The sequence below is a fragment of the Planomonospora parontospora genome, from assembly GCA_014647935.1.
Lineage (GTDB): Bacteria > Actinomycetota > Actinomycetes > Streptosporangiales > Streptosporangiaceae > Planomonospora > Planomonospora parontospora.
This window is the reverse complement of record BMQD01000003.1, coordinates 115825-140041: the sequence shown is the minus strand read 5'-3', so window position 1 is coordinate 140041 and position 24217 is coordinate 115825. Positions and strand designations below refer to the sequence as shown.

The following is a 24217-nucleotide window of genomic DNA, read 5'->3' as shown; positions in this document are numbered from 1 at the left end:
CTTGTTCACGTGAAGGGTCTCGGTGAGCTTGAACGCAGCATCATGGACATCATCTGGGCGCAGCCGTCCGCGGTGACGGCCCGCGAGGTGGGACGCCTCATCGAGGAGCGGGACCTCGCGCCCACCACGGTGATGACGGTGCTCGACCGGCTGACCCGCAAGGGCTTCCTCATCCGCACCCGGGACGGGCGCGCGTGGCGCTACGCGGCCGCGGCGAGCCGCGACGCCTACGTCGCGGAGCTTATGCTGGAGGCGCTCGACATGACCGGGGACCGGTCGGCCGCTCTCACCCGTTTCGCCCAGGCCGTCTCCGGGTCCGAGGCCGAGATCCTGCGCAGAGCCCTGACGGAGCTGGAGGACGAGTGATCACCGCGGCAGCCCTGGCGTTCCTCGCCTCGGTCTGCGCGGTCGGAGCCTGGCGGCTGGTCCGGGCACGGTGGACCTACCGCGCCCCGCACGTGGCCATCGTCCTGTGGCAGGCGCTGGGGGTGACCTGGGGCCTGGCCGGCACCGGGGCGCTGCTCGCCTACGCCCTGGAACCCTACGGCCGGGGCGTGCTGCACGGCCTGGGCGCCTTCGCCGCCTCGGCCGTCGAGGGCGGGTACGGCCCGCGCGGGCCGTACGACCTGCCGAGGATCTTCGCCCTCATCGCCGGGCTGACCGCGTTCACCGTGCTGGTCGTGGTGCTGCTGGCCGCGGGCCTGCAGACGTTCCGCGCCCGCCGCCGCCACCGCACGCTGCTGAGCCTCATCGCCCGGGAGGATCCCGGGGTCCCGGGCGTGCACGTGGTCGACCACCCGGGTGCGGCCGCCTACTGCGTGCCCGGCCTGCGCTCCCAGGTCGTGGTGAGCGAGGGCGCGCTGAAGCTGCTCTCCCCGGACGAGCTGCACGCCGTCCTGGCGCACGAGAGCGCCCATGTGCGCGAGCGGCACGACCTGGTCCTGCTCCCGTTCGCCGCGCTGCGCCGGGCGCTGCCCTGGTCCCGCACGGTGCGGGACGCCCAGCACGAGGTGGCCCTGCTGGTGGAGATGGCCGCCGACGACGCCGCCCGGCGTTCCTGCTCGCCGCGCCGCCTGGCCACCGCCCTGCTCCGGTTCGGCACGGTCGGCGCCGTGCCCGCCCCGCACGGGGCCCTGGGTGCCGTGAGCCCCTCCTCCGCCGTGATGGCCCGGGTCCAGCGCCTGGTCTCGCCGGGGCCCCGGCTCCCGCGCCGGTTCCGCTACGGCGTCGTGGTGTTCTCCGTCACGTTGACCACCTCCGCACCGCTGCTCTGGCTGGTCCCGCACTGATCAGGGCACCGATGACGCACATTTGACCGCTTGCTGGTGTTAGCCAACGTGTTTGCAATTGCAAGCAACGTGGGGCAGACTTGAGGCATGGCACTACCCAAGGTCGGCTCGATCGGCGAGTACATCCGCGAGCAGCGCACGCAGGCGAAGATCTCCCTGCGCCAGCTGGCCGCCGCGGCGGGGGTCTCCAACCCCTACCTCAGCCAGATCGAACGGGGGCTGCGCAAGCCGAGCGCGGAGATCCTGAACCAGATCGCCAAGGGTCTGCACATCTCCGCGCAGGCGCTGTACATCCAGGCCGGCCTCATCGAGGACCGGGAGCCGGACAGCGACGTGCTGACGGTCATCCGGGCCGACACCCTCATCACCGAGCGGCAACGCCAGGTGCTGATCGACATCTACGAGTCGTTCCGCAAGGAGAACCGGGCCGGGGCCCCGGACGAGGACGCGCGAGCCGCCAAGAGCGCGCATCCCGCTCCGGAGCCCCAGAACGGCGACACGGTCTCCCCGCCGGGCGACGAGGGGCCGTTCCCCGAGGAGTTCGCCGCCGCGTTGAAGCCCTACACGGCGTCCTCGGCGAACGGCACGACCGAACCGAAACCAGGAAAGGGTAACTCATGACTCTGGCCACCGAGGTCAAGAAGATCACCGACTCCAAGCCGTTCTACGCCGTCGCCGGAGCCGGCGACTTCGCGGTGGAGAAGCTGCGCGAGCTGCCCGAGCAGGTGCAGCGGCTGCAGAGCCGCCGCGAGGAGATCCGCGAGGTCGCCAAGGACCTGCCCGTCAAGGCCAGGGAGATCGCGGGCAAGGCCGAGGGCTACGCCAAGGAGTTCGGCGGCAGGGCCGAGGGCTACGCCAAGGACCTGCCCGTCAAGGCCCGCGACTACGCCGACCAGCTGACCGCCAAGGCGAACGAGCTCTACGAGGAGTTCGCCAACCGCGGGCGCAAGGTCGTCTCCAAGGTGAGCGGCGAGGCCGCCCTGGAGCTGGAGGAGGTCTCCTCCACCGCCGAGCCCGCGATCGCCGCCACCCCCGCCGCCGCCCCCAGGAGGAACGCCCGCGCCCCGAAGAACGCGGTGAAGGCCTGACCTCTCGCGGTGAAGGCCTGACCTCTCCCGGCGGAGGCCCGGCCTTCGCCTGAGGCCGCGGGCCCCGTCCGCGGCGCAGGTCCGCACGGGACCGCACAGGACCCGCCCCGGCACCGGCCGGGGCGGGTCCTGCCGTCTCCGTCCGGTTGGCGGGGCGGGCCTCGCCGTCCCCGGTCGACGCCTGGACGGGCCTCGCCGTCCCGGGCCGGGCGGTGGGTGACGGGGCCCGCGACGGGAGTCCCGGGGCGGCGCGGGCCGGGAGAAGGGCTTACCGGCGGGTGCGCGGCATCGCCTAGTCTGGGGGCGACCGGCGCGGCGATCCCATGGAGGGACGATGTTCCAGATTTACGGTGTCCTGGACCTGATCTTCCTGATCCTGGGCATCGGGGCCTTCATCCTCTCGGCCTGGGCCCTCGTCCACGCGATCAAGACCCCGGCGCGGGCCTTCGCGGTCACCGGCAAGCAGACCAAGCAGCTGTGGACGATCATCCTGAGTCTCGCCGCGCTGTTCTCCTTCGCCTCCGCCGTGGGCTATCTCCCGGGCATCGGCTTCCTCACCATCGTGTCCGTGATCGCGGCGGGCATCTACCTCGCCGACGTGCGGCCCGCCGTACGGGAGGTCGGCAAGGGCGGCAGCTCGGGCCCCTACGGCCCCTGGTAGGCCCCCGGAGGGCGCCCCGCCTCTCCCCGAGTCGTGTCCGTTCTGAGCCCGGAAAGACAGCTCTCGGCTTCATCGCGAAGACCACCCGGTTGGTAAGGGCTTGCCCGTAACGTCCCCGAGACGGTAGACACGCGGGTGATGTTCGCCAGAAAACCCACACTCCACGGAGAGCGCGTGACGCTCCGGCCCGTCGGGCCCGAGCATGTCGACGGGCTCTGGGAGCTCGTCAACGACCCCGACGTCGCCCGGCTGACCGGTTCGCACGGCCTGTTCGCCTACCAGGCCGCCGAGCTCTGGTACGGCTCCCGCGGCGAGCACGACGACCGGCTGGACCTGGCGATCTGCGCCGCCGAGGACGACTCCTACGTCGGCGAGGTGGTGCTCAACGACCTGGACACCGCCAACCTCTCCTGCAACCTGCGGATCGCACTGGTCGGCCCGCGCGCGTTCGGCAGGGGCTACGGCACGGAGGCGATCCGGCTCGTGCTCGACCACGCGTTCGCCACCACCGATCTGCACCGGATCGAGCTCGAGGTCTTCGACTTCAACGACCGGGCCGCCCATGTCTACCGGAAGGTCGGTTTCGTGCAGGAGGGAGTCCGTCGGGACGCCCTCCTCTGGAAAGGGGAACGGCATGACTCGATCATCATGTCGATGCTCGCTCCTGACTGGAGGGTCAAGAAGATCTGACAGACATCGCGTGATTTTTCGGAAACGTCTGTTGACAGTTCCGAAACAATGCTACGTTCACTGGGAGCGCTCCCACCTGCACGGAACTAGGTGTGGAGGAAGTTATGTCTGATGTGCCCACACTCGCCCAGGTCGCCGCAGAAGCAGGTGTGTCCCCGGCAACGGCGTCCCGGGTCCTCACAGGCTCTGTCAGGGTCAGCACCTCGACCCGACGACAGGTGCACGACGCGATCTCCCGTCTCGGTTACGTGCGTCACCGCGCACCCCGGGGCGGATCCGGACGGCGGTGCGACCAGACCGTGGCCGTGGTCGTCTGCGAATCCGCACAGCGGCTGTTCACCGAGCCGTTCTACGCGAGGATGATCACCGCGGCGGAGGAGGTGCTCACCGGCCAGGGGATCCCCCTCACCGTGATGACCGCCACCTCGGCCACCTCCACCATCGCCACCCCGCAGCTCGTCGCCGGCGGCGTCGACGGCGTCCTGCTCATCGGCGCGCGGGAGCGGCACCCGCTCGTGGTGACCCTGGCCGCCTCCGGCGTCCCGGTGCGCAGCGCGGGCCGCGCCCCCGACGGCATCGACCTGCCGTACGTGGACATGGACAACGCCGACGGCGCCAGGCAGGCCGCCGAGCACCTGCTGCTCGGCGGGCGGCGGTCCATCGCCGCCATCGCGGGGCCGCCCGGCCTCCCCGCCGCCCGGGACCGGCTGGAGGGCTTCACCCGGACGCTCGCCCTGGCCGGCATGACGGGCATCCCGGTGGCCTACGGCGACTTCACCCACTCCTCCGGCGTGCACGCCGCCCAGTGGCTGCTGCGCAGGATGCCGCATCTGGACGCGGTGTTCGCCGCCTCCGACGTGATGGCCGCCGCGGCCGTGCAGACCCTGCGCCGCGCCGGCCGCCGGGTGCCCGACGACGTGGCCGTGATCGGCTTCGACGACGCCCCCATCGCCCGGCGGACCTCCCCCACGCTGACCACGGTGCGCCAGCCGGTGGAGGAGTTCGCCGCACTCGCCACCCGGCTGCTGCTGATGTCGATGAACTCTCCCGAGAGCACCAGGAACAACCCGGTGCTGCCGACGGAGCTGGTGGTCCGTGAATCTGCTTGAACCCGGAGGACTCCGCGCGGGCGACGTGCTCACCCGCAGGTACCTGCTGATGGAGCAGATCGGCCGGGGCGGCATGAGCGTCGTCTGGAGGGGGTTCGACCAGTCCCTCCAGCGGATGGTGGCGATCAAGATCCTGGAGGCGGACCTCGGCGCGGACCGCGAGCTCATCCGGCGCGAGGCCCGGGCCACCGCGCGCCTCATCCACCCGGACACGATCGAGGTCTACGACTACGGCGAGACCGTGACCTCCCACGGCCGCCTCGCCGCCTACGTGGTGATGCGGCTGCTGGAGGGGCGGCCGCTGGCCGACCGGATCGTCCAGGGGCCGCTGCCCTGGACGGAGGCCGTGGCGGTCGCCGGGAGGCTGGCCACCGTCCTGGCCGCCGCCCACGAGCGGGGCGTCGTGCACCGGGACGTCACCGCCGAGAACGTGCTGCTGGCCTCGGACGGCGCCAAGCTGCTCGACTTCGGCATCGCGGCGTTCATCGGGGAGGAGGACGACGACCGCACCGGTGAGTACGGCACCCCGCCCTACGTGGCGCCGGAACGCCTGACCGGCCGGGTCGCCGACCCCGCGAGCGACGTCTACGCCCTGGGCGTGCTGCTCTTCGAGATGCTCACCGGCGCCACGCCGTACCCGGAGCGGACCTGGGAGGAGATCGAGAACGCGCGGCGCGAGGGACCGCCGCCCGAGCTGCGCGTGCCCGGTCTGCCGTCCGAGGTGGCGGCGCTGTGCCGGCGCTGCCTGGCGCACGATCCGGGGTCCCGGCCGAGGGCGCAGGAGGTGGCCGAGGGCCTGGCGGCGGCGCGGGCCCGGCGCAGGAGGTCGGGAGGCTCGGCGCGGCGCTCGATCGTCCACCGCACGGCGGCCGTCACCGCTCTGACGATGGTCACCGGTTTCCTGGTCTGGGGGCAGGTCGGCGGTGAGCGGAACGGAGCCGTCATCTCTCTCGGCCCGGCCCCGCAGCCGAGTCCCGCCCTCACCGAGGACCCCGCTCCGGGCCCCTCCTCCGCGGAGCCCGAAGGAGGGGCCGGGACCGCCGGGCCACCGACCGGCGAGCCCACCGGCGGCCCGGACGCCGGACGGGAGACGGGTGCGGGCGGCCTGGACGCCGGACGGGAGCGGGAGCAGGAGACGGACACCGGGAGGCGGACGGGTGCCGGCGATCCGGACGCCGGACGGGAGGCGGCGGACACCGGCGGGTCCCGGCGACCGACTGCGGAACCGACGGTGCTCCTGGTGGAGAACGTGCGGACGGAACAGCTCACGCTGGACCAGCGCGTACGGCGCTTCAACACCCTGCTGGCCGAGAGCGCGGGCCGGGGGGAGATCCGCCCCGACGTGGCGCTGGACCTGCGGCAGGTCCTGGCCAACAGCGTCTGCTGCGCCCAGGACCTCACGCCGGTCCGGCAGAAGATCGCAGACCGGCACCGGGAGGGCTCGCTCACCGGCCGGCTCCGCGAGTCGTTGAACGCCCAGCTCAAGGCCATGGCGGTGCTGCTGGCCGGATGAGTACGGTCCCGTCCGGGGACACGGGCAGCGCCGTGTCTCCGGACGGGACCGCGGGCGGGCCTTCGAGCGAGGACAGGGCCCTCGGGCGGGGGCGGAACCCGTGAACGGGGTCGGGACCCGGGGCGGGGACAGGGCCCTCGGGCGGACGGTCCGTCAGGCCGGCGCGGGGGGCGAGGCCTGGCCGGAGCGCCGGGCCGGAACATGGCGCATGGCCTCGGCGACGGTCGGATCGGTGGGGAACGCCTCGCTGAGCCGGGTCAGTTCCAGGAGCCGCTGCAGGAAGCCCCGGACGCCCGCCAGCCGGAGCCATCCTCCGGCCTCGAAGGAGCGGCGCAGGCCGGCCAGCAGCAGCCAGACCCCCGTGGAGTCACAGAAGCCCAGGGCCGAGACGTCCACGATGAGGTGGACGTGCCCGGCCCCCAGCACCTCCGAGATCACCTTCTCCAGCTGCGGAGCCGAGACCTTGTCCAGGTCTCCGGAGACGGAGATGACGGCGCAGGCGGGGTGTGAGATCACCTCGATGGACAACTTCGTCAATGTTCGCCTGCCTTCGAGCTTTACCGCCGAAGCGGCCGTGGTGTTGCGACAGGCGCGATGGCCGTTACCGCCTAACGTACAGGGGCGATCAAGCGAACACAGCCCCGGGTGGAGTGCGTGTTTCCCATCCGGACGGACACGTCCGCAGCTCACCCCGCCGGGGGCCTCGCGGATGAAACTTTCACCCCGCCCGCTCCGCCGCGTGAGCCGTACCGGCCGAGCTAGAGGGGGTCGCGCGCCCCGCCCGGCGGCGCCGGGCGGGGCGCGTGACGGTTGACGGCCGCCCGGCGGGCACCGAACCATGACGACGCGACCGGCCGCACCCCCATCCACCACGAGGTTCCCGCCTCGCGAGCAGATCCCGTCCTCGAAGGGCATCTCATGAAAGTCCTGCGTGTCCGCAGGTGGTCGGCCGCTTTCGCGGCGCTCGCGACCACCGCTGCACTGGCCGTCGCGCTCGGTTCCTCCCCCGCGGGGGCGGCGGCCGGGACCGGAACCGGCTACCTGCACACCTCGGGCAACAAGATCGTAGACAGCACCGGGGCGACCGTCCGGCTGACCGGTATCAACTGGTTCGGCATGGAGACCGACAACAGGACCTTCCACGGGCTGTGGTCGAACAACCCCTGGAAGGGCCAGATCGACAAGATGGCCTCGCTCGGCTACAACACCCTGCGCGTGCCGTTCTCCAACGACGCGCTCAAGCCCGGCGCGACCGCCAGCGGCGTCAACGACTTCGTCAACCCCGACCTGGTCGGCAAGAGCCCGCTGCAGATCCTCGACATGGTGATCGACTACGCCGGCCAGAAGGGCATGCGGATCATCCTCGACCGGCACCGCCCGACCTCGGCCGGGCAGTCCGCGCTCTGGTACGTCGCCTCGACCCCGGAGAGCACCTGGATCGACGACTGGAAGATGCTCGCCCGGCGCTACGCGGACGACCCCACCGTCATCGGCGCCGACCTGCACAACGAGCCGCACGCCGAGGGCACCAACCCGGCCGCCACCGGCGCCTGCTGGGGCTGCGGCGACCCCGCCCGCGACTGGCGGCTGGCCGCCGAGCGCGCGGGCAACGCGGTGCTCTCGGTCAACCCGAACTGGCTGATCTTCGTGGAGGGCGTGAGCTGCCCCAGCGGCGGCCTGTCCAACGTCTGGGACAACGACCCGTCCAACGACGAGGACTGCGGCTGGTGGGGCGGGAACCTCTCCAAGGCCAAGGAGTTCCCGGTACGGCTCAGCGTGCCGAACCGGCTGGTCTACTCCCCGCACGAGTACGCCACCTCGGTCCACCGCCAGAAGTGGTTCGACGACCCGTCCTACCCGGCGAACATGCCCGCGATCTGGGACAGGTACTGGGGCTACCTGCACAAGGAGAACATCGCCCCGATCATGATCGGCGAGTTCGGGACCACCATGCAGGCGGCGGTGGACAAGGTCTGGCTGCAGGAGCTGATGAAGTACACCGGCACCGGGGTGAACGGCATGTCGTTCACCTATTGGTCATGGAACCCGAACTCGGGTGACACCGGCGGCATCGCCAAGGACGACTGGACCTCCATCAACCAGGACAAGCAGGACATCCTGCAGCCCTACCTGATCCCGCCGGCGGGCGACGACGGCCCGGATCCGTCGGCCACCCCGACCGTGACCTCGACGGTGGACCCGGCCTCGTGCACCTCGTCGTACAAGCCGGTGAACTCCTGGCAGGGCGGCTTCCAGGGCGAGCTGGCGATCAAGAACACCGGCGGTTCGGCGCTCAACGGCTGGACGGCCACCTGGAAGATGCCGGCGGGCGTGACGCTCGGCAGCGCCTGGAACGCCGTCGTGACGACCTCAGGGACCACCTGGACGGCGAAGGGGCCCGCCTGGGCCGCGAACCTGCCCGCCGGGCAGTCGGTCACCATCGGCTTCACCGCGAACGGCCCGCAGGGCGAGCCTGCCGAGGTCGCCTGCTCGGGCGGCTGAGACGCACCGCCGGTGCGGCGTCCCGGCTCCGGACTCCGGAGGCGGGACGCCGCACCACCGGCAGAGCAAGCGCTCGGCTGAAAGTTTCACGGGCGGGAAATCACCCCCGCGGGATCGCCGCAGCCTGCCGCCCCTTGACACGAAACGCCGGTGTAACCGGGGATACACGCCATTGACATCCGGGGGGCGGACTCCAGAATCCTGTTTGGGAGCGCTCCCACCCATCTTCTCCCCTGTCCGATCCGACGCGAGGCCGTCACCAGCGGAATCACGACGGGTCCACCCCTGGAGGACCTTTTCGATGTACAGATCCCCCATCAGAGCGGGAGCGCTCCCACGACTCCGGAGACGGGTCGCGGCCGTGGCGCTGCTCAGCCTGGCGGCCGGCACGACGACCGCCCTGGCGGCCTCGCCGGCCTTCGCGGCCGTCTCGTGCGACGTAGCCTACTCGACCAACGACTGGCAGGGCGGCTTCACCGCCAGTGTGACGATCAAGAACCTGGGCGACCCGCTGAACGGCTGGACCCTCGGCTTCGACTTCCCCAACGCCTCGCAGAAGCTGGTGCAGGGCTGGAGCGCCACCTGGTCGCAGAGCGGCAGCACCGTCACCGCCAAGAGCATGGACTGGAACGGCAGGCTCGCCACCGGCGCCTCCACCAGCATCGGCTTCAACGGCAGCTGGTCGGGGAGCAATCCCAAGCCGGCCGCCTTCACGATCAACGGCACCACCTGCGGCGGCGGTGACCCCGTCAACCAGGCCCCGTCGGTGAAGCTCACCAAGCCGGCCGCCGGGGCGACCTTCACCGCGCCCGCCACGGTGGAGATCACCGCCGACGCCGCCGACTCCGACGGCACGGTGGCCAAGGTCGAGTTCTACAACGGCAGCACGCTGCTGGGCAGCGACACCAGCGCGCCGTACGCCTACAACTGGACCGGCGTGGCGGCGGGCAGCTACTCGCTCACCGCGAAGGCCACCGACGACAAGGGCCTGGCGAAGACCTCCGACCCGGTCGGGATCACCGTCTCGCCGGACAGCGCGCCCGCCGTGGTGGTCAGCCCGGCCTCGGTGGCCGTCCCCGAGGGCGACTCCGAGACCGTCTCGGTCAAGCTCTCCAAGGCCCCGTCGGCGAACGTCACCGTGGCGACCGCCCGGACCTCCGGCGACGCCGACCTGTCCGTCGGCACCGGCGCCTCGCTGACGTTCACCCCGGCCAACTGGAACACCGCGCAGACGGTGGAGATCGAGGCCGCCGAGGACGCCGACCAGGCCTCCGGCAGCGCCGAGTTCACCGTGAGCGCCACCGGCCACACCGCGGCGAAGGTGTCCGCCACCGAGGTGGACAACGACTCCACCGGCGGCGACAACGAGTACATCAAGCGCTTCACCACGATGTACAACAAGATCAAGGACCCGGCCAACGGCTACTTCTCGCCCGAGGGCGTGCCGTACCACTCGGTCGAGACCTTCATGGTCGAGGCGCCGGACCACGGGCACGAGACCACCTCCGAGGCCTACAGCTACTACCTGTGGCTGGAGGCGGCCTACGGCAAGGTGACGGGCGACTGGAGCAGGTTCAACGAGGCCTGGGCCTCGCTGGAGAAGTACATCATCCCCTCCACCGCCGACCAGCCGACGAACTCGTTCTACAACCCGGCCAAGCCCGCCACCTACGCCGGTGAGTGGGACGACATCAAGCAGTACCCGTCGAAGCTGGACAGCGGCGTCTCGGTCGGCGTGGACCCGATCGCAGGCGAGCTGAAGAGCGCCTACGGCACCAGCGACGTGTACGGCATGCACTGGCTGCTGGACGTCGACAACACCTACGGCTTCGGCCGCTGCGGCGACGGCACGACCAGGCCCGCCTACATCAACACCTACCAGCGCGGCCCGGAGGAGTCGGTCTTCGAGACCATCCCGCAGCCGTCCTGCGACACGTTCGCGCACGGCGGCAAGAACGGCTTCCTGGACCTGTTCACCGGGGACGCCTCCTACGCCAAGCAGTGGAAGTACACCAACGCCCCCGACGCCGACGCCCGCGCCGTCCAGGTGGCCTACTGGGCGCACACCTGGGCCAAGGAGCAGGGCAAGGAGTCGCAGATCTCCACCACGGTCTCCAAGGCCGCGAAGATGGGCGACTACCTGCGCTACGCGATGTACGACAAGTACTTCAAGAAGCAGGGCTGCACCAGCACCTCGTGTGCGGCCGGCACCGGCAAGGACAGCGCCTCCTACCTGCTGAGCTGGTACTACGCCTGGGGCGGCGCGGCCGACCCGGCCGCCGGCTGGGCCTGGCGGATCGGCTCCAGCCACAACCACTCCGGCTACCAGAACCCGATGGCCGCCTGGGTGCTGTCCAGCGTGGACGCGCTCAAGCCCAAGGGCGCGACCGCCGTCCAGGACTGGACCACCAGCACCAAGCGGCAGATGGAGTTCTACCGCTGGCTGCAGTCGTCCGAGGGCGCGATCGCCGGCGGCGCGACCAACAGCTGGCAGGGCCACTACGCCAGCCCGCCGTCGACCCTGCCGACCTTCTACGGCATGGCCTACGACTGGCAGCCGGTCTACCACGACCCGCCGTCGAACCAGTGGTTCGGCTTCCAGGCGTGGTCGATGGAGCGGGTCGCGGAGCTGTACTACGCGACCGGCAACGCCGACGCCAAGGTCGTGCTGGACAAGTGGGTCAAGTGGGCCACCGACAACACCACGATCAACGCCGACGGGACCTACCAGATGCCCTCGACGCTGGTGTGGACCGGCCAGCCCGACACCTGGAACCCGGCCAGCCCCGGCTCCAACTCCGGGCTGCACGTCAGCATCAGGGACTACACGACCGACGTGGGCGTGGCCGGCTCCTACGCCAAGGTGCTGATGTACTACGCGGCCAGGGCCAAGGACACGAACGCGCAGAACGTCGCCAAGGGCCTGCTCGACGGCATGTGGAAGAACAACCAGGACGACAAGGGCGTCTCCACCGTCGAGACCAAGGCCGACTACAACCGCCTCGACGACCCGGTCTACGTCCCGCCGGGCTGGACCGGCAAGATGCCCAACGGCGACGTGATCGACAGCAACTCGACCTTCCTGTCCATCCGCTCCTTCTACAAGAACGACCCGGACTGGCCGAAGGTGGACGCCTATCTGAAGGGCACCGGCCCCGCGCCGACCTTCAAGTACCACCGCTTCTGGGCGCAGGTCGACGTCGCCGTCGCCCTCGCCGAGTACGGCCGGCTGTTCCCCTGAGGCCCCCTGAGGTCCCCTGAGGCCCCCTGAGATCCCCTACACCCCCTGACGCCGGGTCCGGCCCCTGACTCCGGACCCGGCACCTGAAAGACCTCGGGGCGCGGCGGCATCCCTGACCTGCCGCCGCGTCCCGGGCACCACCTTCTCTCCGAGAGGCACCCCCCACCGATGAAGAGATCCATGGCGGTGCTCGCGCTGGCGGCCCTGGCGGCCGTCCCGGTGCCCGCCGCGACCGCCGCGGCGTCCTCTGCGTCCTCGGCGTCCTCTGCGTCCTCGGCCGCGGCGGAGTTCAACTACGGCGAGGCGCTGCAGAAGTCCATCTGGTTCTACGAGGCCCAGCAGTCGGGGAAACTGCCGGACTGGAACCGGGTGAGCTGGCGCGGCGACTCCGCGCTCGACGACGGCAAGGACGCCGGGCTCGACCTGACCGGCGGCTGGTACGACGCGGGCGACCACGTGAAGTTCGGCCTGCCGATGGCGTTCACCACGACCATGCTGGCCTGGGGCGCGGTGGAGTACCGCGACGCGTACGCCGACTCCGGGCAGCTCACCCACCTGCTCAACAACCTGAAGTTCGTCAACGACTACTTCATCAAGGCCCACCCGTCTCCGAACGTGCTCTACGGGCAGGTCGGCCACGGCGGCAAGGACCACGCCTGGTGGGGGCCGGCCGAGGCGATGCAGATGGAGCGGCCCGCCTACAAGATCGACGCCACCTGCGGCGGATCGGACCTGGCCGGGGAGACCGCGGCGGCGATGGCCGCCTCCTCGATCGTCTTCCGCCCGACGAACGCGGCCTACGCCGACACGCTGGTCAAGCACGCGCGGGAGCTGTACGCCTTCGCCGACACCGTGCGCAAGAAGTACAGCGAGTGCATCACCGACGCCCAGGGCTACTACAACTCCTGGAGCGGCTACAACGACGAGCTGGTCTGGGGCGCCATCTGGCTGCACCGGGCCACCGGCGAGGCCTCCTACCTGGCCAAGGCCGAGTCCTACTACGACAACCTCGGCACCGAGCCGCAGAGCACCACGAAGTCCTACAAGTGGACGATCGCCTGGGACGACAAGTCCTACGGCTCCTACGTGCTGCTGCACAAGCTCACCGGCAAGCAGCGCTACCTCGACGACGCCAACCGGTGGCTGGACTACTGGACGGTCGGGGTGAACGGGCAGAAGATCAGGTACTCGCCCGGCGGGCAGGCCGTACTGGACCGGTGGGGGTCGCTGCGCTACGCCGCCAACACCTCGTTCGCGGCCCTGGTGCACGCCGACTCGATCACCGACGCGACCCGTAAGGCGCGCTACCACGACTTCGCCAAGCGCCAGATCGACTACGCGCTCGGCGACAACCCGCGCAGGTCCTCCTACGTGGTCGGCTTCGGCGCCAATCCGCCGAAGAACCCGCACCACCGCACCGCGCACGGCTCCTGGACCGACCAGCAGACCAACCCCGTCGAGACCCGCCACACCCTGTACGGCGCGCTCGTCGGCGGCCCGCCCGACCCCGACGACGCCTACACCGACAGGCGCGACGACTACGTGATGAACGAGGTCGCCACCGACTACAACGCCGGTTTCACCAGCGCGCTGGCGCGGCTGTACGGCGAGTACGGCGGGTCCCCGGCGGCGGGCTTCCCCGCGAAGGAGAGCCCCGACGGCCCCGAGATCTTCATCGAGGCCGGGGTGAACGCCTCCGGGAGCGCCTTCACCGAGATCAAGGCGATCGTCCGCAACCAGTCGGCCTGGCCGGCCAGGAACCTGACCGACGGCTCCTTCCGCTACTACTTCACCCTCGACGGCGACACCACGGCGAGCCAGATCACCGTCAGCTCGGCCTACACCCAGTGCAAGCCGCCGACCGGCCCGACCCTGCTGTCCGGCAAGACCTACTACGTCACGATCGACTGCTCCGGCACCTCGATCTCCCCGGCCGGGCAGTCCCAGCACCGGCGCGAGGTGCAGTTCCGCCTCGCCTCCTCCGGCACCTGGGACCCGTCGAACGACTGGTCGTACAAGGGCGTCGTCACCACTCCCGGCGCGACCCCGGTCCGGGTGGACAACATCACCGTCTACTCCGGCACCGAGCGGATCTGGGGGAACCCGCCCGGCGACGAGCCGCCGCCGGTGGACGACGACACCCCGCCGAGCAGGCCCGGCAAGCCGGCCGTCTCCGCGGTCACCGGGAGCACGGCGAGGCTGACCTGGACCGCCGCCACGGACGAGGTGGGCGTCACCGGCTACGACGTCTACCGCGGCACCGCCAAGGTGGGGACCGCCTCCGGCACCTCCTACGACCTGACCGGCCTGACCCCGGCCACGGAGTACAGCGTGCACGTGGTGGCCCGGGACGCGGCGGGCAACGCCTCCGAGGCGTCCGAGAGCACCTCGTTCACCACCACGGAGGCCCCGGCGGGCGGCTGCACCGCCGTCTACAAGGTCGGCAACAGCTGGCAGGGCGCCTTCCAGGGCGAGGTCACCGTCACCAACGCGGGCACGGCCGCCATCAAGGGCTGGACCGTGACCTGGCGGTTCCCGGACGGCCAGGTCATCAGCCAGCTCTGGAACGGCGCGCACACCCAGACGGGCGCGGACGTGACGGTGAGGAACGTCGCCTGGAACGGCGCGCTCGCCCCGAACGCGTCCGCCTCGTTCGGCTTCACCGCGAGCCGGGGCGGCGCGAACGGCGTCCCGTCGCCGGTGTCCTGCACCGCGAGCTGACGAGCCCGCGGAGCCGGCCGTCCCGCCGGCTCCGCGGGCCTCAGAGCCCCCGGCCGGGCGTAGTGGACCCCTCCGCCCGGCCGGGTCCCCCCATCCCCACCAGAGGCAGGTAATGAGAGCACGACTGGCGGTCCTCGCCGCATTCCTCATCTCACTCGTCGTCCCGTCGATCGTCGCGGTCGCGCCCGCCCACGCCGCCACCGGCATCCACGTGAGCGGAACGAAGATCGTCGAAGCCGACGGGAGCGAACTCGTCCTGCGCGGCACCTCCCACGCGCACACCTGGTACACGAGTCAGACGGCCTCCTTCGCCGGCATCAAGTCGCTGGGCGCCAACGCCGTGCGCGTGGTGCTGAGCGGCGGCCGCTGGACGCCCAACGACACCGCCGACGTGGCGAACGTCGTCTCGCTGTGCAAGCAGAACAAGCTCATCTGCGTGCTGGAGAACCACGACACCACCGGGTACGGCGAGCAGGGCGGCGCCTACACCCTCGACCAGGCCGTGGACTACTGGGTCGGTGTGAAGAGCGCGCTGGACGGCCAGGAGGACTACGTCATCATCAACATCGGCAACGAGCCGATCGGCAACAACGCCGTCACCCCGGGCTGGACCGAGGCCACCTCCAACGCGATCAAGCGCATGCGCACCGCCGGGTTCGACCACGCGCTCATGGTCGACGCCCCCAACTGGGGCCAGGACTGGTCCTTCACCATGCGCGACAACGCCAAGACCGTGGCCGCCGCCGACCCCGACAAGAACACGATCTTCTCCATCCACATGTACGGCGTGTTCGACACCTCCGCCGAGGTCATCGCCTACATGGACGCCTTCAGGACCGCGGGCCTGCCGCTGGTGGTCGGCGAGTTCGGGCACGACCACTCCGACGGAAACCCCGACGAGGACACGATCATGGCCCAGGCGCAGTCGCGCGGCCTGGGTTACTTCGGCTGGTCCTGGAGCGGCAACGGCGGCGGCGTCGAGTATCTCGACCAGGTCACCGGCTTCGACGTGAACAAGCTGACCAGCTGGGGCCGGCGGCTGTTCAACGGCCCCGACGGCATCGCGCAGACCGCCGTCGAGGCGAAGATCTACGGCGGCGGCTCCGGCGACGACACCGAGGACCCGTCCAGGCCCGGCACTCCGGCCGCCTCGGCGATCACCTCCTCCGGCGCCACCCTGACCTGGACCGCCTCCACCGACAACGTGGGCGTGACCGGCTACGACGTCTACCGCGGCACCACCAGGCTCGCCTCCACCACCACCAACTCCGCCACCCTCACCGGCCTGAACTCCAACACCGCCTACACCGTGCACGTCGTCGCCCGCGACGCCGCCGGCAACACCTCCGCCGCCTCGGCCGCCACCACCTTCACCACTCTGACCGGACCCGGCGGCAGCGCCTGCACACCCGGTTACAAGGTCGTCAACGCCTGGCAGGGCGGTTTCCAGGGCGAGGTCACCATCAACTGCATCAGCGCCGTCACCTCGTGGAAGGTCACGCTGACCTACCCGGGCGGCGTGAACATCACCCAGAACTGGAGCTCGACCATGTCGGCTGCCGGCGGCGGGTTCACCTTCACCAACGCCGCCTGGAACGGCTCCGTCCCGGCCGGCGGCTCGGCCACCTTCGGATTCATCGGCACCTGGAACGGCTCGGGCGCCCCGCCCGCCCCCGCCTTCTCCTGACCCCTCCCAGGGGGTACGGCCCGCCCGGCCGTACCCCCTCCCCTAGACCTGCCTCCGAAAGTTTCGGGTCCAATCAGCAAGTTTCTGCACCACCGGGAAAGGAACACCATGCCTGCACTGTCCAGACTCCGCCGAGCGGTCCTGACCGGGGCGCTCGCCGTACTCCCGGCCGCCGCGGTCGTCGCCCTGCCCGCCTCCCCGGCGCAGGCGTCGTCGCCGCTGCGCGTCCACGCCGAGGCGCAGGGCAAGTTCATCGGCACCGCGCTCGCCACCTCGCCGCTGGCCAATGAGACGGCCTACCGCAACATCGCCGCCACGGAGTTCAACCAGATCACGGCCGAGAACGCGATGAAGTGGGACGCCACCGAGTCCAGCCCGAACCAGTTCAACTTCAGCGGCGCGGACCAGATCATGGCCTTCGCCGAGCAGAACGGCCAGCAGGTGCACGGGCACACGCTGGTCTGGCACAACCAGACGCCGAACTGGGTGCAGAGCCTCAGCGCCACCGAGATGCGCTCGGCCATGCAGAACCACATCAGCAGGGTCGCCGGCCGCTACGCGAGCAACCCCGCCCTGAAGTCGTGGGACGTGGTGAACGAGGTCTTCGAGGAGAACGGCAGCCTGCGCAACTCGTTCTGGTACCAGCGGCTCGGCGAGAGCTACATCGCCGACGCCTTCAGGTACGCCAAGGCGGCCGACCCCGACGCCAAGCTCTGCATCAACGACTACAACGTCGAGGGCGTCAACGCCAAGAGCACCGCCATGTACAACCTGGTCCGGACCCTGCGCGCGCAGAACGTGCCGGTCGACTGCGTCGGCTTCCAGTCCCACCTGGCGATCCAGTACGGCTTCCCGAACATCCAGGAGAACATGCAGCGCTTCGCCGACCTGGGGGTGGAGGTCCGGGTCACCGAGATCGACGTCCGGATGCAGATGCCCCGGAGCTCGTCCAAGGACGCCACGCAGGCCACCTACTACTCCAACGTGGTCAAGGCCTGCCTGGCGGTGAGCCGCTGCTCCGGCGTGACGATCTGGGGCTTCACCGACAAGCACTCCTGGGTCCCGGACACCTTCTCCGGTGAGGGCGCGGCCCTGATCTACGACGAGAACTACGCCAAGAAGGCGTCCTACACCGCGGTGCACGACGCCCTGGCCGCCGGAGACCCCGGAGACCCGGACGACACCGAGGACCCGTCCAGGCCCGGCACTCCGGCCGCCTCGGCGATCACCTCCTCCGGCGCCACCCTGACCTGGACCGCCTCCACCGACAACGTCCGCGTCACCGGCTACGACGTCTACCGCGGCACCACCAGGCTCACCTCCACCACCACAAACTCCGCCACCCTCACCGGCCTGACCCCCGAGACCGCCTACACCGTGCACGTCGTCGCCCGCGACGCCGCCGGCAACACCTCCGCCGCCTCCGAGACCACCACCTTCACCACCCTCGAAGGACCCGGCACCGGCACCGGCTGCACCGCCGCCTACCGCACCGCCAACTCCTGGCCGGGCGGCTTCCAGGGCGAGGTGACGATCACCTGCGCCGAACCCGTCACCTCCTGGCGCACCACCCTGACCTTCCCCAGCACCGTCACCATCAGCCAGAACTGGAGCTCCGTCCGCTCCGGCAGCGGCGGCGCCCACACCTTCACCAACGCCGCCTGGAACGGCACCATCGGCGCCGGAGGCTCCACCACCTTCGGCTTCATCGGCTCCTGGAACGGCTCGGGCACCCCGCCCACCCCCGTCATCTCCTGACCCGCACCCCAGCCGCCGGGACGCGCGGGCCGCTCACCCGTGAGGGCGGACGGCCCGCGCCCCACCCGTCAGGGCGGGAGATTCGCGTCTCACCGTGAGGGCGGACGGCCCGCGCAGGCCGTCCGCCCTCACGGGCCGCGCGCTCCCGCAGGGAGGCGACCAGCCAGCGGGCGATGCGGGCGTGGCCCTCGCCCGTCGGATGAACGCCGTCGGGGAGGGTCAGCCCGCGGCCCCAGCGCATGCCGAGCGGATCGAGGAACGGCACGCCGGCCCTCTCCGCGGCGAGCGCGACGGCGTTCCTGACGCCGTAGGCCCACCGCGGCGCGGCCCCCATCCACAGCGGGCCGACCACCACCACCCGGGTGCCGGGCCAGTGCCCGGCGACCGTTCTCAGCAGCCGCGCGGCGGCCTCGTAGACCTCCCCCGGCCGGGTGCGGCGGTCGTTGTGCCCGCCGGAGATGATCAGCAGGTCGGGCGCCGGCCGCCAGGCGAGCTCCCGGGCGAAGGAGTCGTGGAAGGTCCGGCCCACCCGTCCCGGGTTGACGAAGCCGGTCCCGCCCATCCCCGCGGTGATCAGCTGCCAGCCCAGCTCACGCGCGCTCCTGGCCGCGTAGCTCTCCCAGCGCTCGACCGGGCCCGACCCGACGGTGAAGCTGTCCCCGACGACCATCACCACCGGAGCCGCCGCGCGGGCCGCCATGGGCCGCGCCGCGGCCTGCCCGCCGGTCTCCCGCCCGCCCTCCGGCGCCGCCCCGCCCACCGCCGGGGCGCATCCCGGAAGCAGGCAGCAGAGCGCCACGGCGAGTGCGGAGGAAAACGCTCCGCGCCGCTTCCGTGAAAGCCGGTGCATGCCACCTCGGAGAACCGTGGACCGCTGATGTGAACGCGGCTCCCGGGGCGTGCGTCACGCCCGTGACCTCCACCGGACACCCTCATGACGAGTGGATCCGCGGTCACGGCCACCCCGGGGGACCGCCTTGAGCATTCGGCATTCTAGTCAGGCACGGCCACCCGGTCGCGGTGATCCGGAACGAAAGAATTTACCTTTCAAAACGACCGGAAATATCTATCTATTAGCTGAGAAAACGGACCGCACGGCCCTGGAAACGCCAATGTGTTCGCCATGAGACGGCAACCCCGGCGGGTGACAAGCCGTCAACACTCCGTAATACGTTCGACGGGAGAGGGTCAAGCCGGTGCCCGGGCCGACGAGCCGGCGCCCGCCGGCGCGGCCCGCCCCACCGGGCGACCACGCCCGGCCACGACCACGACCACGACCACGACCACGACAAAGGAGACGACCATGCGGGATCGCTCCGCACCCCCTCCCCGGCCCGAGGGCCGGCGTCTCCGCGCCGGAGGCGATCGATGATCTGCGTTCACGGCCTGCCGCCGGATCCCCGCCCCCATCCCGCCCGCCCGGACCGCACCTCCCGGTGCTCGCAGCCGGGAGGCGGCCTCGGCCTGGCGTCGCTCCTGGCGGGCGGCGCGGCCGTCCTGGCCGGCTTCGTCCCGGCCGCCTCCGGGGCCTCGGCCCCCCTGGTGCTCGTCTCCGTCGCCCTGGGCTTCGCCGCCCTCGGCATGGCCCATCACCCGGCGGTCGCCGCCGCGGACCGGACGGCCGACGGCCCCGGCGGGACACACGTCCGGACCCCTGACCGGGGGGACCACCGGACCGGGACCGGCGGCTGGGGACGCGGCCGGGCGGGCGGTGGGCGGACCGGCTGGGGACGCGGCCGGGCGGACCGCGGGCGGACCGGCTGGGCGAGCCTCGTCCTGGAGCTGTCCGCCGGAGCCCTGCTGGTCTGGAGCGCGGTCGCGTTCCTCACCGTGGTCGCCGACCCGGGGGCCGCACGCCTCGACGGCCCGGACCGGGTCCGCGGCGGTCCCGCCGCGGGCTGCGTGCGGGAGGCCGGAGATCAGCCGACGTGCGAGGCGGGGGCGGTCCAGGTGTTGCAGTAGCCCGGCCGCGCGTACTTCCAGCCGTGGTCCAGCCACCCGGCGAAGTTCTGGCCGTTGCCGTGATCACGCAGGCCCAGGCCGTTCTGGTCGTCGCCCCGGCTGTACTCCATCTCCAGCACGGCCTGCCAGCGGGCGGCGGTGACGCCGAGCGGGACCCGGACGGTCCGCATGAAGACCCCGGCGAAGCACTGGGCCTGCAGCTCCGACCGGCGGGAGTGCGCGTTCTGGGCGCTCTTGGACTTGTTGGAGACCTCCCACCACCACGCGCCGCCGATCCCCGCCATGGACTGCACGTGGTGACCGTACTCGTGGGCGAGCACCGACAGGTAGGGCACGTGGTTGCTCGCCGGGTCGATCCGGCCGGTCTGCTGGATCAGGTGCGACAACCCGATGTACATCCCCTGGTTGGAGGGGCAGTAGTAGGCGGCGGCGCCGGAGGCGGGGTAGCTGCCGCACGGGCCGCGTCCCGGACGCGACCAGAAGACCCGGCGGGGCTGCTGGAAGACCGCGCGCGCCTGGGAGAACTTGGCGGCCCAGGCCCGGTCCAGGCAGCCGGTCGTCGCGTTGAGGAAGGCGAGCATGTCCCTCGCCTGGGTCGAGGGGCGCGGCGCCCGGCAGGTGGTGGGGCGCATCATGCCGGTGCCGTACAACGGGTTGCGCTTCAGCCGGGCGCCGGTCTGGGAGCGCTGCATGTACCGCAGGTCGACGGCCATGGCGCTGCGTGCGGCCCGCCGGTCCGCGGCCGGGCTCCCGCCCGCCAGCGCGATCTCGGACTCGCCCAGCGCGCCGAGGTCGAGCTTGCGCGGCGGGTTGAAGGCCGGCGGTTCGACCTCCGTCCGCTCCGTCGGGGTGGGCACGGCCCGCTGGGTGGCCGTCGGCGCGGTTCCCGGGCCCGCGGGGACCGCCGCCTCGTCGCCACCGGCCAGTGCGGCTGCCAGCACGACGGCGGTGAAGGTCGTCGCGAGGACGCCGAAGACACCGAAGACCAGGGGGCTCGACCGGCGCGGGCGCATCTGACCGCCTCTCGGGGAAGACTGGATCACCGCGCGGCAATCTAGCGGATAGACCACCACATGCCGTTATTGACCGAAAAATCGTAATAGGGCGGTCCGTCACTTCCCCGCGGTTCTCGATAGGCTGCCGAGCCATGGCGGGATCTTTCTTTCATCGGACGGCCCATCGCGCGGCCGGAAGCCTGGTCGCGGCGGCCGTGCTGGCCCTGGCCGCGGGCCTGTCCCCGGCCTTCGCCGGTACGGCGGGCGCCGCGTCCGCCTGGGCCGACACGGTGAAGAGCGACGTGGTCGAGCTCGAACTGCGGCAGGACGGCGTGCTGCACGTCAAGGAGACCGTCGAGTTCACCGGCGCCGCGCCGAAGCGGACGCTCGTCGACCGGACGCGCTACGACGACGGCAACGACCGGCTCTACCAGGTCACCGGGTTCAAGGGCGACGGCACGCTCTCCGGCGGTTCGATCACCCTGAAGGGCTCCGGCACCGCGACGATCGAGTACGACGTCAAGGGTGCGGTGACCCCGCTGGCCGACATCCAGGAGCTGCGCTGGTACGCCGTGGGCGGCTGGTCCGTCCCGGTGGAGCAGGCCACGGTCAAGGTGACCGGGCCCGCCCAGATGCAGAACCTGTCCTGCTTCGCCGGGGTGCTGGCCTCCGCGGTGGCCTGCACCGCCGCGTCCTTCGACCACACCGGGACCAGCGCGGAGTTCGAGCAGCAGGGCCTCGGCGCCGGCGAGGTGCTGACGGTCGTCGTCGGCTACCCGGCCGGAGCGACCACCGGCGCGCCCGTGCTGGAGCGCCGCTTCGAGCTGTCCAACGCCTTCACGCTGAACGCCGTCACCGGCGGCGCGCTGGCCGGCCTGCTGGTCCTGCTCCTCGGCGGCCTCGGCCTGCTCTACTGGACCCGCGGCCGCGACGCCCGCGTGGTCGGCCACGAGTCGGGCTCGCTCCGCCCGGTCGAGAACGGCCACTTCGCCCCGCCGGACGGCGTGCGCCCCGGCCAGATCGGCACGCTCATGGACGAGCAGGCCGACGTGATCGACGTGACCGCCACCATCGTGGACCTGGCCGTGCGGGGCTACATCCGGATCGACGAGCGGCCCCGGCAGACCTACGACACCCCGGACTGGACGCTGGTCCGGCTGCCCGGCGCCCCCGTCGGCTCGCTGCTGCCGTACGAGCGGGCGCTCTACGAGGCCGTCTTCCACGGTCGCGACGCGGTGCTGCTCTCGGAGCTCAAGGGCTCCTTCGGCGCCGAACTCGGCAAGGTCCGCGCCGCGCTCTACCGGGACGTGGTCACCCAGGGCTGGTTCGCCCGCCGCCCCGACACCGTCCGCACCCGCTGGACTACCCTGGGCGTGGCGCTGACCTTCGCCGGGGTGCTCGCCACCGTGGCGCTGGCCTGGTTCACCACGTACGGCCTGCTCGGCCTGGCCCTGATCATCGCCGGCGCGGCGCTGGCCGTCGGCGGGCAGTACATGCCCGCCAAGACCGCCAAGGGCGCCGCCGCCCTCGCCCACACCCTGGGCTTCCGGGAATATCTCTCCTCCGCCGACCTCGGCGCGGACGTCCCCGCGGCCCAGCGGGTGGAGCTGTTCTCCCGCTATCTGCCCTACGCCGTGATCTTCGACTGCGTGGACCGCTGGGCCCGCGTGGTCTCCTCCGTCACCGGCAACGGGCAGCAGGCCGACCACCTGTACTGGTACCACGGCCCTGCCGAGTGGGACCTGTCGAAGTTCGCCGACTCCATGCGCACCTTCACCATGACGACCTCCGGCGCCATCTCCACCACCCGCCAGTTCCGGTCCCTCTGACCGTCCGGGCCCGGCCGTACGGCCTCTGCGACCGGCCGGGCCCGGAGGACCGTCGCTCCGCCGTACGGGCTCATGGCCTCACAACCTGACGACCTTCACGCCGGGCATCTCGTCGTAATCCGCGTCCTGGGTCACCACAGGGATGTCATAGGCCAGGGCGGTCGCCGCTATCCAGCTGTCGTTGATCGGAGCCCTGCGACCCGCCACCCGCAATCGCGCGACCAGCAGCGCCCACGCTTCGGAAACGGCCTCGTCGACCGGTAGCGGCTCGAAGCGCTGGGCCAGTTGATAGGTGGAAAGGCGCCGGGCGGCCGACTCAGGATCCCGTGCCTGCAGCACCCCGAGACGCAGCTCGCCCAGGGTGACCGCCGAAACCCCCCACTCGTAGTCGGCGAAGCGCTCGCGATCGAACCGGCTGGCCTCCAGGCCGATGAAGATCGATGTATCGGCCAGCGCCCGCTGAGGACTCACCACGGGAGATCGTCAGTGGTTCCGGACAGGGTCTCCCGCAGCTCTTCGGCCCAGCCCGTCCCATCCGGCCCGAGGCGGGCGAGCTCTCCCCCGATCTCGGTGGCGGGCAGCCAGCGGCTGCGGCGGGGGAAAGGAATGATCTTCGCCACCGGACGGTTGTCCCTCAGCACCTCGATCTCTTCACCGGCCTCGACACGCCGCAGCACTTCGGCCGTGTTGTTCCGCAGCTCACGTGCGGGAATCGCAGTCATGAACCTAACTGTAGAACTCTTGCTACGAGCGTAGCAAGAAAGTCGATAAGCCTCATGAAGCGAAGACGCCGGGCAACCTCCCGTCCCGGCCGGGCGTATGGACGGGCATGAGAGCGGAGGCGGCCGCGTGAGCGGCCATCGGGGGCTCACCGAGTCCGTCGCGGCGCGCGGGACGAACCTGCTGCGGATCCTGCCCGCCCAGGCGCCGCCGGAGACCCCCGCGCCCGACTCCCTGTCCGGCGTCGAACTCCGCGAGGAGGCGTTGCCCCGTGCTGAATCTTGAGGACGAACTCCGCCAGGCCATGATCGAGGAGACCTCGGCGCTCGGCGCTCCTCCCGGCCTCGCCCAGCAGACCGTACGGCGCGCCCACCGGCACCGGCGGATCCGGCGGACCGCCCTGGCCATGGCCGCCGCCGCGTCGAGGTCACCGTGGTCCGCGGCGCGGCCCT

General features: G+C 71.3%; 21 protein-coding genes. 16 read left to right on the top strand and 5 right to left on the bottom strand.

The genetic code is table 11. From position 1 onward, the window contains the following. Positions 1–9 precede the first annotated feature (9 nt). From IEZ07_RS06020 to IEZ07_RS05985, 8 genes are all read left to right on the top strand, one after another. The gene (locus IEZ07_RS06020; RefSeq protein WP_084008187.1) at positions 10–366 is read left to right on the top strand and encodes a BlaI/MecI/CopY family transcriptional regulator; all 357 of its coding nucleotides are present in this window, start codon (positions 10–12) and stop codon (positions 364–366) included. Continuing rightward, entirely contained in the window at positions 363–1289 is a 927-nt protein-coding gene (locus IEZ07_RS06015) for a M56 family metallopeptidase (RefSeq protein WP_191893875.1), read from the top strand. Before IEZ07_RS06020 ends, IEZ07_RS06015 begins: the two co-directional genes overlap by 4 nt. Positions 1290–1376: 87 nt before the next feature. Next, a complete protein-coding gene (locus IEZ07_RS06010) occupies positions 1377–1910 on the top strand; it encodes a helix-turn-helix domain-containing protein (RefSeq protein ID WP_191893874.1) in 534 nt (177 codons plus the stop codon). Next, positions 1907–2377, top strand: a complete 471-nt coding sequence (locus IEZ07_RS06005; RefSeq protein ID WP_191893873.1) for a hypothetical protein — start codon at positions 1907–1909, stop codon at positions 2375–2377. The genes IEZ07_RS06010 and IEZ07_RS06005 overlap by 4 nt, the downstream gene beginning before the upstream one ends. A gap of 334 nt (positions 2378–2711) precedes the next feature. Then, positions 2712–3038 carry a DUF2516 family protein gene (locus IEZ07_RS06000; protein WP_068896452.1) on the top strand — a complete coding sequence of 109 codons (327 nt, stop codon included), beginning with the start codon at positions 2712–2714 and terminating at the stop codon, positions 3036–3038. Positions 3039–3212: 174 nt separating this feature from the next. After that, positions 3213–3728 carry a GNAT family N-acetyltransferase gene (locus IEZ07_RS05995; RefSeq protein ID WP_239319616.1) on the top strand — a complete coding sequence of 172 codons (516 nt, stop codon included), beginning with the start codon at positions 3213–3215 and terminating at the stop codon, positions 3726–3728. A gap of 104 nt (positions 3729–3832) precedes the next feature. Continuing rightward, entirely contained in the window at positions 3833–4837 is a 1005-nt protein-coding gene (locus IEZ07_RS05990; RefSeq protein ID WP_191893871.1) for a LacI family DNA-binding transcriptional regulator, read from the top strand. Continuing rightward, the gene (locus IEZ07_RS05985) at positions 4824–6350 is read left to right on the top strand and encodes a serine/threonine-protein kinase (RefSeq protein WP_191893870.1); all 1527 of its coding nucleotides are present in this window, start codon (positions 4824–4826) and stop codon (positions 6348–6350) included. The genes IEZ07_RS05990 and IEZ07_RS05985 overlap by 14 nt, the downstream gene beginning before the upstream one ends. Positions 6351–6503: 153 nt before the next feature. Here IEZ07_RS05985 and IEZ07_RS05980 read toward each other — a convergent pair whose 3' ends face one another. Further along, complete coding sequence (locus IEZ07_RS05980; protein ID WP_191893869.1) at positions 6504–6887, bottom strand: STAS domain-containing protein; 384 nt, start codon at positions 6885–6887, stop codon at positions 6504–6506. 381 nt (positions 6888–7268) lie between these two features. Here IEZ07_RS05980 and IEZ07_RS05975 point away from each other — a divergent pair, with 381 nt between their 5' ends. The 5 genes from IEZ07_RS05975 to IEZ07_RS05955 all read left to right on the top strand — a co-directional run bounded on the left by IEZ07_RS05975 (position 7269) and on the right by IEZ07_RS05955 (position 18259). Next, positions 7269–8852, top strand: a complete 1584-nt coding sequence (locus IEZ07_RS05975; protein WP_191893868.1) for a cellulase family glycosylhydrolase — start codon at positions 7269–7271, stop codon at positions 8850–8852. Positions 8853–9153: 301 nt separating this feature from the next. Further along, the gene (locus IEZ07_RS05970; protein WP_191893867.1) at positions 9154–12093 is read left to right on the top strand and encodes a glycoside hydrolase family 48 protein; all 2940 of its coding nucleotides are present in this window, start codon (positions 9154–9156) and stop codon (positions 12091–12093) included. A 168-nt stretch (positions 12094–12261) separates the two neighbouring features. Further along, positions 12262–14814 (top strand): glycoside hydrolase family 9 protein, encoded by a 2553-nt coding sequence (locus IEZ07_RS05965; protein ID WP_191893866.1) that lies wholly within the window; start codon positions 12262–12264, stop codon positions 14812–14814. Between the two features lie 112 nt (positions 14815–14926). Next, positions 14927–16501: a cellulase family glycosylhydrolase gene (locus IEZ07_RS05960; protein ID WP_191893865.1), complete on the top strand. Its 1575-nt coding sequence runs from the start codon at positions 14927–14929 to the stop codon at positions 16499–16501. 108 nt (positions 16502–16609) lie between these two features. Beyond that, complete coding sequence (locus tag IEZ07_RS05955; RefSeq protein ID WP_191893864.1) at positions 16610–18259, top strand: endo-1,4-beta-xylanase; 1650 nt, start codon at positions 16610–16612, stop codon at positions 18257–18259. On the opposite strand, the gene IEZ07_RS05950 is transcribed toward IEZ07_RS05955, so the two are convergent. Further along, on the bottom strand, positions 18249–19109 hold the full coding sequence (locus IEZ07_RS05950) for an SGNH/GDSL hydrolase family protein (protein WP_191893863.1): 861 nt from the start codon (positions 19107–19109) through the stop codon (positions 18249–18251). The two genes, IEZ07_RS05955 and IEZ07_RS05950, sit on opposite strands and share 11 nt — an antisense overlap. 518 nt (positions 19110–19627) lie before the next feature. Between IEZ07_RS05950 and IEZ07_RS05945 the strand changes: the two genes are divergently transcribed. Then, positions 19628–20221 (top strand): hypothetical protein, encoded by a 594-nt coding sequence (locus IEZ07_RS05945; RefSeq protein ID WP_191893862.1) that lies wholly within the window; start codon positions 19628–19630, stop codon positions 20219–20221. Here the strand turns inward: IEZ07_RS05945 and IEZ07_RS05940 are convergent. Further along, the gene (locus IEZ07_RS05940) at positions 20179–21264 is read right to left on the bottom strand and encodes a neutral zinc metallopeptidase (protein WP_191893861.1); all 1086 of its coding nucleotides are present in this window, start codon (positions 21262–21264) and stop codon (positions 20179–20181) included. The two genes, IEZ07_RS05945 and IEZ07_RS05940, sit on opposite strands and share 43 nt — an antisense overlap. 104 nt (positions 21265–21368) lie before the next feature. Here IEZ07_RS05940 and IEZ07_RS05935 point away from each other — a divergent pair, with 104 nt between their 5' ends. Beyond that, a complete protein-coding gene (locus IEZ07_RS05935; RefSeq protein WP_191893860.1) occupies positions 21369–23045 on the top strand; it encodes a DUF2207 domain-containing protein in 1677 nt (558 codons plus the stop codon). 78 nt (positions 23046–23123) lie between these two features. On the opposite strand, the gene IEZ07_RS05930 is transcribed toward IEZ07_RS05935, so the two are convergent. Both IEZ07_RS05930 and IEZ07_RS05925 read right to left on the bottom strand, forming a co-directional pair. Further along, the gene (locus IEZ07_RS05930) at positions 23124–23516 is read right to left on the bottom strand and encodes a type II toxin-antitoxin system VapC family toxin (protein ID WP_191893859.1); all 393 of its coding nucleotides are present in this window, start codon (positions 23514–23516) and stop codon (positions 23124–23126) included. After that, positions 23513–23767 carry a type II toxin-antitoxin system Phd/YefM family antitoxin gene (locus IEZ07_RS05925; protein ID WP_191893858.1) on the bottom strand — a complete coding sequence of 85 codons (255 nt, stop codon included), beginning with the start codon at positions 23765–23767 and terminating at the stop codon, positions 23513–23515. The genes IEZ07_RS05930 and IEZ07_RS05925 overlap by 4 nt, the downstream gene beginning before the upstream one ends. A 127-nt stretch (positions 23768–23894) precedes the next feature. Here IEZ07_RS05925 and IEZ07_RS05920 point away from each other — a divergent pair, with 127 nt between their 5' ends. Then, positions 23895–24050 carry a hypothetical protein gene (locus tag IEZ07_RS05920; protein ID WP_191893857.1) on the top strand — a complete coding sequence of 52 codons (156 nt, stop codon included), beginning with the start codon at positions 23895–23897 and terminating at the stop codon, positions 24048–24050. Positions 24051–24217: the final 167 nt, after the last annotated feature.